Source organism: Amycolatopsis sp. SID8362 (genome assembly GCF_010550475.1).
Lineage (GTDB): Bacteria > Actinomycetota > Actinomycetes > Mycobacteriales > Pseudonocardiaceae > Amycolatopsis > Amycolatopsis eburnea.
Map to the genome: position 1 here is coordinate 1 of NZ_JAAGNB010001292.1, position 1835 is coordinate 1835.

2 protein-coding genes are annotated in these 1835 nt (G+C 73.5%); both read left to right on the forward strand.

The genetic code is table 11. From position 1 onward, the window contains the following. Positions 1–224, forward strand: a 224-nt coding sequence (locus tag G3I65_RS39900) for a hypothetical protein (protein ID WP_160700678.1), incomplete at its 5' end; no start/stop codon positions are given. 17 nt (positions 225–241) lie between these two features. Next, positions 242–1351 carry a GntG family PLP-dependent aldolase gene (locus G3I65_RS39905; protein ID WP_309235943.1) on the forward strand — a complete coding sequence of 370 codons (1110 nt, stop codon included), beginning with the start codon at positions 242–244 and terminating at the stop codon, positions 1349–1351. Positions 1352–1835 lie beyond the last annotated feature (484 nt).

Sequence of the window (1835 nt, forward strand, 5' to 3'; positions counted from 1 at the left end):
GGCTGGCCGGGCAGCCACCGCACGTCCTGGCCGCGCTCGACCCGGCCGAAGTCGCGCAGCACGCGGCGTACGGCGGCGGCCCGGCGCGGGAGTCCGTGCTCGCCGCCGTGACCGAAGCCGAAACCGCGTTCGGCCGGATCCGCGCGGCCGCAGAAGAACGCCGCTGGCGCTGGAACCAGGCCGAAATCGGCCTCGACGACGCCGTCCGAACCCTCATCCGCTGACCGCCAAGGAGCCTGTTGTGACCACTTTCGCCGACGACCTCGCGACCTTCCGGCCGGAGCCTGCCCAGGGCGCGCACGTCGAACTCCGCAGCGACACCTTCACCCTGCCGACGCCCACGATGCTGGAAGCGGCGGCGCGCGCCCCGCTCGGCGACGACGTCTACGGCGAGGACCCGACCGTGGACCGGCTGGAGCAGCTGTCCGCCGAGCTGCTCGGCAAGCAGGCAGGCTGCCTGATGCCGAGCGGCACGATGGCCAACCTGACCGCGCTGCTGGCGCACTGCCCGCGCGGCGGCAAGGCGATCGTCGGGCACGAATCCGACGTCTACGTCTACGAAGCCGGCGGCGCGTCCCTGTGCGGCGGCATCGTCTACGACCCGCTGCCGAACCTGCCCGACGGCACGATCGACCCGGCGGCGATCGCCGAGGCGTGCGCGGTCGACCGCAGCGACCCGCAGATCGCGCCGCCCGCGGTGCTCAGCCTGGAAACGCCGCAGAACCGCTGCGGCGGGCTGCCACTGCAGCTCGACTACCTGAGCGAGGTGTCCCGGCTGATCCGCTCCCACGGCGTCGCCCTGCACCTCGACGGCGCCCGCCTCTTCAACGCGGCGGTCGCGCTCGGCGTCAGCGCGGCGGAGGTCGCGAAGCACGCGGACACCGTGCAGATCTGCCTGTCGAAGGGCCTGTGCGCGCCGATCGGCTCGGTACTGGTCGGCGACCGCGTGACGATCGCGGCGGCCCGCCGCATGCGCAAGATGCTCGGCGGCGGCATGCGCCAGGCCGGCATGATCGCGGCCTGCGGCATCGTGGCGCTGACGGAGATGACCGAGCGCCTGGCCGACGACCACGCCCGCGCCGCCCGCCTGGCCCGCGGCCTGTCCCGCATCCCGGGCGTCCGCCTCGACCCGGGCCCGCCGCTGACGAACATGGTGTTCTTCAAGGTCCGCGACGACCGCTACACGACCCGGACGCTGATCGAGGCGGCTCGCCGCCGCGGCATCCGGGTGGAGGAACTGGGCCACGACCGCATCCGCGCGGTGACCCACGCGGGCGTCGACGACGACGCGGTGGACCGCGCGGTCTCGGTCTTCGGCGACCTCCTCGGCCACGACGCCCTGGTGCGGTGAGGGCCGGATGACGTGAATGACTCATTCCTGTCGTCGGAGGACAGGAATGAGTCATTCACGTCAAGCGGAGCGGGAGGTGCCTGTCAGCCTGCCGTGATCGTGCGGCGCCGGAGTTCGGCGCAGGTTTCGGCGGCGGTGTGGTGGTTGCCCGGCGGCGGTGACGCTCTGGTGTGGTGACCGCGGCAGGCACCGGAGCGGGAGGTGCCTGTCAGCCGGTCGTGATCGTGCGGCGCCGGAGTTCGGCGCAGGTTTCGGCGGCGGTGTGGTGGTTGCCCGGCGGCGGTGACGCTCTGGTGCGGTGGCCGCGGCAGGCACCGGAGCGGGAGGTGCCTGTCAGCCGGTCGTGATCGTGCGGCGCCAGGGCTCGGCGCAGGTTTCGGAGGCAGCGTGGAGGCCGCCCGGCGGCCGTGACGCTCTGGTGCGGTGACCGCGGCAGGCACCGGAGCGGGAGGTGCCTGTCAGCCGGTCGTGATCGTGCGGCGCC